Origin of the sequence: Stenotrophomonas maltophilia group sp. Smal32 (assembly GCF_030237085.1) — a bacterium.
GTDB classification, from domain to species: Bacteria; Pseudomonadota; Gammaproteobacteria; order Xanthomonadales; family Xanthomonadaceae; genus Stenotrophomonas; species Stenotrophomonas maltophilia_Q.
The window spans coordinates 1-6,309 of record NZ_JASJSI010000166.1; the positions used below are offsets into that span (position 1 = coordinate 1).

A 6,309-nucleotide genomic window follows, 5' to 3' on the forward strand; every position below is an offset into this window, starting at 1 on the left:
TACCGGGCCACCGCGCGCTCAGGATTCCGTTGGGTGCCAACCTTGGTTGGCACGGTGCGCGCCGACCAAGGTCGGCATCTACCGGACTGTCGGCCGCGCAGGCCTGGCCGAGGGAGATCAACGCGCCAACCACGCATCCACGCTCAGCTTGCCGGGGCCGGTGAACAGCAGTGGCAGCAGCATCGCCATGAACAGCACCGGCAGCTTGAAGCTGCCGTAGCCCTGGTCGCTGATCGCATACCCCATGGCCAGGTCGGCCAGCGAGTTCCACTCCATCGGCCAATGCACCGCATAGGTGGCCACCACTGTCAGCACCAGCAGGCTGGCGGCGGCAAATCGGGTGCCGAAGCCGAACAGCAGGCAAGCAGCGCCGACCAGCTCGAACCAGGTCGCCAGCTGCCAGTTCAGCGTTGCCGGCAACTGGTCGAACGGGAACGGGAAGGCATCCTGCAGGTCGGCAAACCAGTTCTGGCCGTGCAGCTTCTCACGGCCGGATTCGAAGTATTCCCAGGCCAGCAGCAGGCGCAGGCCGAGCGGGGCCAACCAGGGGGCGAGACGGTCCAGCTGGCCACGCGCGGTGGCCAGGGTCGGAAGCTTCATCGGTGGATCTCCGGGGGAAGGGGGTGTCAGCCGGGGGCCGGCAGTGGGCCGATCACGCCGGCCTGCAGGAACTGCTGCAGCAACGCGGCACCGGGTCCGGCCAAGGCGTCCTCGGCCAACCCATGCGCCGCGGCCAGCTGCTGCAGGTAGCTGCGGCCATCGAGGCCAGGGTGTTCGCCGATGCTGGACAGCAGGTACACCGCCAGCGGGCTGAGCGTGGCGAACCGCACCTCGCCGTCGGCATCGCGGCGCACAAGAAGGCCCGTCGGCTCGGCTGGTGGCTCGGTGGGTGCATCCTCGGCGCCGAGGCGGTGCACCGGCCACTGGTACAGCAACGGCCAGGCCAGTGGTGAGCGTTGCAGCGGCACCCGCAGCGGGTCGATGTCCGCCGCGACCGGCAGCGGCCCGGCGTCCAGCTGGTACAGCGCGGTTTCCACCCACTCGTAGTGGGCCAGCTCGGCCAGCGCCGGGTGTGGCAGCTGCGGCTGCGCATGCAGCCATTGCACGAATTCAACAGCCAGTTCGGTGAACAATGGCGTCTGGCAGCGATGCGTGGCGAAGTAGTGGCGGACCAGCGTGCTCCAGGCCGGTTCGCCGAGCAGGCGCACGCAGACCGGGAAGCCGTTGCTCAACAGGCCGAGCAGGTTGTTGAACAGCAGCCGCTGGTACACCGCGACGCGGCGCGGTTCCAGCCCGGCCGGTGCAGCCACCGCCTGTGGATCGCGCAGGTGTGCGGTGAACGCGTACTGCTGCGCTCGCAGCGTGTCGGGGGTATCAGCCATATGCAGCCTCCGCGTGCACGGCCTGCAGGCGGCGGATGGTCTGCAGTTCGCCGCGCAGCTCGGCGTAGGGCGGGAAATTGAAATCGCGCTCGAGCAGGGTGGGGCGAGCGCCGATGCGCGCATAGGTGCGCGCCAGCAGCGCCCAGACCGGGTCGATCACCGCACTGCCGTGGGTATCGATCTTCAGGTCCGGCGCTTCATCCAGGTGCCCGGCCACGTGCAGGCAGACGATGCGGTCTGCGGGCAGGCCAGCGATGAACGCGTCGGCGTCGTAACCATGGTTGCAGGCGTTGACGTAGACGTTGTTGACGTCCAGCAGCAGGTCGCAGTCGGCTTCGGCAAGCACGGCATTGGTGAAGGCCAGCTCGTCCATCGCCGGCTCCGGCGCCAGGTAGTAGGAGACGTTCTCCACCGCGATGCGGCGGGCCAGCAGGTCCTGCACCTGGGCGATGCGCGCGGCGGTATGGTGCACTGCTTCATCGGTGAACGGAATCGGCAGCAGGTCGTACAGGTGGCCGTCGTCGCTGCAGTAGCTCAGGTGTTCGCTGTACAGCGGCACGCGGTGTTTTTCCAGGAACTGACCGACCTGCTCCAACAGCTGCGTATCCAGTGGCGCACTGCCGCCCAGCGACAACGACAGGCCGTGGCAGCTCAGCGGATGGCGCTGCGCCAGCTCGGCCAGCGCGTCACCGGCGGGGCCGCCGACATGGATCCAGTTCTCCGGCGCGCATTCGAGGAAATCGAAATCGCCGGCCGGTGCATCGCGCAGCTCCTGCAGCAGCGCCCGGCGCAGCCCCAACCCTGCGGCCGCCGCACGAAGCGGCAACCGCGGGTTGACGACGCTGGCGCGGACGTCAGTGCTTGCCACCGCACTTGCCTTCGCCACACTTGCCTTCGGCCGCCTTCTTGTCGCCGGTCTTGGCCTTGGCGCCTGCTGCCGCACCGGCAGCCTTGCCCTTGTCGGCACCGCACTTGCCTTCGGCGGTCTTGCCGTCGGCACCACACTTGCCTTCGGCATGCTTGGTCGCGTCAGCGGCCATCTTGGTGTCGGCGGCCTTGGCGTCGGTACTGGCCTTGGCTGCCTGTCCGGCCACCAGGTAGCCCTGGGCGAGGTCGCTCATGCTCAGGGCCGAGGCACTGGCGGTCATGCCCAGGCCGGCGGCCAGGGCGGTAGCAGTCAGCAGGGACAGGGTCTTGTTGGAACTGCTCATCGGTCGTGCTCCTGGGTGGTGTGGGCGGGTGCCCGGGTGGCCGGCAGGGATGCCGGTGGAAACGATGGTGCAGCGATCCTACTCAACGAATCCTCGCCAAGAACTCAAATTTTCGTGAGGTTTGTTACAGAAGCATCCGGAAGGTCCGCACCGGGCCAGCCCGGCGCCCACAATGCGGGGGAATACCCCAAAAAAGAAGGCCGCTGTCACCAGGACAGCGGCCACCTTGGACCCAGCTCCGTTGTTGCAGTGCAGCGTCAGATCTGGCCGGTGCTGGAGGTCTCGTCGCGCTTTTCACGCGGCGGCAGCGGCTGCTCGCCGTGCACCAGGAACCACACGTTCTCTGCGATGTTGGTGGCGTGGTCGCCCACGCGCTCCAGGTTCTTGGCCATGAACAGCAGGTGGGTGCACGGGGTGATATTGCGCGGGTCTTCCATCATGTAGGTCAGCAGCTCGCGGAACAGCGCGGTGTACTGCGCGTCCAGGCGCGCGTCGTCTTCGCGCAGTTCCAGTGCAGCGTCGGCGTCGTTGTCGCGGTAGGCGGCGATGGCACGGCGCACCTGCTGCGCGGCCAGGCGGCCGAGCGCACGCAGGCCCTGGATCTGCGGCAGCGGCGGCACCTTGCCCAGCGCGATCGAGCGCTTGGCCACGTTGGCCGCGTAGTCGCCGATGCGCTCGATGTCCGCCGGGATGCGCAGGCCTGCGAGGATCTCGCGCAGGTCACGCGCCATCGGCCCACGCAGCGCCAGACGCATCACGTCGTGGCTGATCTGCTGTTCCAGCGCGTCGATCGCTTCATCATTGGCAATGATGCGATGGGCAGCGTTCTCGTCGCGCTTTTCGATCACGTCCATCGCCGCTTCGAGCTGGGCGACGGCCATTTCGCCCATGCGCACGATTTCGGCCACCAGGCGCTGCTGCTCTTCGTCGTAGCTCTTGACGATGTGGTCGTTGGGAAGATTCATGGTCTGCAATCCGGGTAGAGCCAGGCCATGCCTGGCTGGGACATATGTCGAAGGAACAGCGTCGATCAGCCGAAGCGACCGGTGATGTAGTCCTCGGTCTGCCGCTGCGACGGCTGCGAGAAGATCACTTCGGTGCGGTCGTGCTCGATCAGGTCACCCAGGTACATGAAGGCGGTGTAGTCGGACACGCGCGCGGCCTGCTGCATGTTGTGGGTGACGATGACGATGGTGTACTCGTGCTTGAGCTCTTCCACCAGCTGCTCGATGCGGCTGGTCGAGATCGGGTCCAGCGCCGAGGTCGGCTCGTCCAGCAGCAGCACCGACGGGCGCAGGGCCACGGCACGGGCGATGCACAGGCGCTGCTGCTGGCCACCGGACAGGCCCAGCGCGCTCTGCCCCAGCTTGTCCTTCACTTCGTCCCACAGCGCGCCCTGGCGCAGCGCCTGCTCGACGCGGTCGGCCATGTCGGCCTTGCTCAGCTTCTCGTGGTGGCGGATGCCGTAGGCCACGTTCTCGAAGATGGTCATCGGGAACGGCACCGGCTTCTGGAACACCATGCCGACCTTGCTGCGCAGGCGGTTCATCGGGTACTTCGGCGACAGGATGTTCTCGCCGTCCAGCAGCACTTCACCGCGCGCTTCCAGCTTCGGGTACAGCGCGTAGATGCGGTTGAAGATGCGCAGCAGCGTGGACTTGCCGCAACCGGAGGGACCGATCAGCGCGGTCACGCGCTTTTCCGGAATCTCCAGGTTGATGCCCTTCAGGGCGTGGAACTTGTCGTAGTAGAAGTCCAGTCCACGCGCAGCCAGCTTCACCGGCGACGGCGTGTGCAGGCTCTCGTGCGAGGACGGCACGGCGATGCGCTGCATCGGCACGGCGTTGGAAAGGTCGTTCATGGCGTTATCCACGGAAAGGTCAGTCATGGGAGATACGGTTGCGCAGCAGGATGCCGCGGGCGGCAAGGCTGACCAGCAACACGAAGACAGTCAGCACCAGGGCACCGGCCCAGGCCAGAACCTGCCAGGATTCATACGGGCTGCCGGCGAACTGGTTCATCACCACCGGCACCGAGGCCATCGGCTGGAAGATGTTGTTGTTCCAGTACTGGTTGCCGAAGGCGGTGAACAGCAGCGGGGCGGTTTCGCCGGAGATGCGCGCCAGCGCCAGCAGAATGCCGGTGATGATGCCGGCTGATGCACTGCGGTACAGAACCTGCACGATCACCTTCCACTGCGGAATGCCGAGCGACAACGCCGCTTCGCGCATCTGCGAGGGCACCAGGCGCAGCATTTCGTCGGTGGTGCGCACCACCACCGGCAGCACGATGAAGGCCAGCGACAGGGCACCGGCGAACGCCGAGAAGTTGCCGCCGGTCTGCATCACGTACAGGGTGTAGACGAACAGGCCGAGCACGATCGACGGTGCCGACAGCAGGATGTCGTTGACGAAGCGGACCACGGTGCCGGCCTTGCGGGCGTCGCCGTACTCGGCCAGCCAGGTGCCGGCCAGCACGCCCAGCGGGGTGCCGATGCCGATCGCCAGCGCACACATCACCGCGCTGCCGAAGAAGGCGTTGGCGAGGCCGCCTTCCTGCATCGGCGGCGGCGTCATCTTGGTGAAAAGATCCCAGTTGATGCCGGCCAGGCCCTTCGAGGCCAGGGTGAACAGGATCCAGCCCAGGAAGAACAGGCCGAACAGCGCTGTGGCGCAGGAGGCGGTGATCGCAACGACATTGCCGATGCGGCGGCGCAGGTACAACGAATCAGCGGTGGTGGACATCAGTTGCCCTCCTTGCGGGACAGGCGCATCAGCATCAGGCGGGCGATGGCCAGCACCACGAAGGTGACGATGAACAGGACAAAGCCGAGCAGCAGCAGGGCCGAGCGGTAGGTTTCAGTGGCTTCGCCGAAATCGTTGGCGATCAGCGCGGCGATGGTGGTGCCCGGTTCCAGCAGCGACGGCGACAGGCGCACGCTGTTGCCGATCACGAAGGCGACCGCCATCGTCTCGCCCAGGGCGCGGCCGAGGCCGAGGAAGATGCCGCCGATCACCGCCGAGCGGGTGTAGGGCAGCACGATGTCCCAGCTCACTTCCCACTTGGTGGAACCCAGCGCATAGGCCGATTCCTTCAGGCGGGTCGGAACGGTCAGGAACACTTCGCGCATCACCGAGGAGATGAACGGAATGACCATGATGGCCAGCACGAAACCGGCGGTGAGCATGCCGATGCCCAGCGGCGGGCCCTGGAACATCGGGCCGATGATCGGCCATTCGCCCAAGGTCTCGTTGAGGAACGGGGTGACGTACTCGGTCATCACCGGCACCAGCACGAACAGGCCCCACATGCCGTAGATGATCGAGGGAATGCCGGCCAGCAGTTCGATGGCGGTACCGACCGGGCCACGCAGCCAGCGCGGCGCGACTTCGGTGAGGAAGAAAGCGATACCGAAGCTGACCGGCACGGCGATGACCATCGCGATGACGGCGGTGACCAGGGTGCCGTAGATCGGGGCGAGCGCACCGAACTTGTTTTCGACCGGATTCCAGTCGGCGGAGAAGAAGAAGCTCAGGCCCTGCATCTGCAGGGCATGGCGGCCGCCCCACAGCATCGAAAGCGCGGCGCAGGCCAGGGCGATCAGGACGAAGATGACGGTGCCGACCAGCACCCATCGGAACAGTTTGTCGTTGCGGGCATCACGCGCATCACGCGTGGACGGGGCGGCTACAGGCTGGGCGATGGCATTCATGGGG

8 protein-coding genes are annotated in these 6,309 nt (G+C 66.5%); all 8 read right to left on the reverse strand.

Annotated elements, in window-relative coordinates; genetic code table 11:
• Nucleotides 1-117 precede the first annotated feature (117 nt).
• Nucleotides 118-600, reverse strand: coding sequence for a DoxX family protein (locus tag QRO91_RS21460; RefSeq protein ID WP_197620004.1), 483 nt, complete (start codon nucleotides 598-600; stop codon nucleotides 118-120).
• Between the two features lie 26 nt (nucleotides 601-626).
• Entirely contained in the window at nucleotides 627-1,382 is a 756-nt protein-coding gene (locus QRO91_RS21465; protein ID WP_049428732.1) for a DUF2063 domain-containing protein, read from the reverse strand.
• Nucleotides 1,375-2,250, reverse strand: coding sequence for a DUF692 domain-containing protein (locus tag QRO91_RS21470; protein WP_049428734.1), 876 nt, complete (start codon nucleotides 2,248-2,250; stop codon nucleotides 1,375-1,377). The genes QRO91_RS21465 and QRO91_RS21470 overlap by 8 nt, the downstream gene beginning before the upstream one ends.
• Nucleotides 2,237-2,593: a hypothetical protein gene (locus QRO91_RS21475; protein ID WP_049428737.1), complete on the reverse strand. Its 357-nt coding sequence runs from the start codon at nucleotides 2,591-2,593 to the stop codon at nucleotides 2,237-2,239. Before QRO91_RS21475 ends, QRO91_RS21470 begins: the two co-directional genes overlap by 14 nt.
• 257 nt (nucleotides 2,594-2,850) lie before the next feature.
• Nucleotides 2,851-3,558, reverse strand: a complete 708-nt coding sequence (gene phoU, locus QRO91_RS21480) for a phosphate signaling complex protein PhoU (RefSeq protein WP_049444209.1) — start codon at nucleotides 3,556-3,558, stop codon at nucleotides 2,851-2,853.
• Nucleotides 3,559-3,623: 65 nt separating this feature from the next.
• A complete protein-coding gene (pstB, locus tag QRO91_RS21485) occupies nucleotides 3,624-4,454 on the reverse strand; it encodes a phosphate ABC transporter ATP-binding protein PstB (protein WP_005408788.1) in 831 nt (276 codons plus the stop codon).
• Nucleotides 4,455-4,473: 19 nt separating this feature from the next.
• On the reverse strand, nucleotides 4,474-5,337 hold the full coding sequence (pstA, locus tag QRO91_RS21490; protein WP_285310559.1) for a phosphate ABC transporter permease PstA: 864 nt from the start codon (nucleotides 5,335-5,337) through the stop codon (nucleotides 4,474-4,476).
• Nucleotides 5,337-6,305, reverse strand: a complete 969-nt coding sequence (pstC, locus tag QRO91_RS21495) for a phosphate ABC transporter permease subunit PstC (RefSeq protein ID WP_005412771.1) — start codon at nucleotides 6,303-6,305, stop codon at nucleotides 5,337-5,339. Before pstC ends, pstA begins: the two co-directional genes overlap by 1 nt.
• Nucleotides 6,306-6,309 lie beyond the last annotated feature (4 nt).

What these genes read in the sequence shown, in the direction of transcription:
- QRO91_RS21460 (WP_197620004.1), bottom strand. Translation starts at nt 600, where the DNA reads ATGAAGCTTCCGACCCTGGCCACCGCGCGTGGCCAGCTGGACCGTCTC.
- QRO91_RS21465 (WP_049428732.1), bottom strand. Translation starts at nt 1,382, where the DNA reads ATGGCTGATACCCCCGACACGCTGCGAGCGCAGCAGTACGCGTTCACC.
- QRO91_RS21475 (WP_049428737.1), bottom strand. Translation starts at nt 2,593, where the DNA reads ATGAGCAGTTCCAACAAGACCCTGTCCCTGCTGACTGCTACCGCCCTG.
- phoU (WP_049444209.1), bottom strand. Translation starts at nt 3,558, where the DNA reads ATGAATCTTCCCAACGACCACATCGTCAAGAGCTACGACGAAGAGCAG.
- pstB (WP_005408788.1), bottom strand. Translation starts at nt 4,454, where the DNA reads ATGAACGACCTTTCCAACGCCGTGCCGATGCAGCGCATCGCCGTGCCG.
- pstA (WP_285310559.1), bottom strand. Translation starts at nt 5,337, where the DNA reads ATGTCCACCACCGCTGATTCGTTGTACCTGCGCCGCCGCATCGGCAAT.
- pstC (WP_005412771.1), bottom strand. Translation starts at nt 6,305, where the DNA reads ATGAATGCCATCGCCCAGCCTGTAGCCGCCCCGTCCACGCGTGATGCG.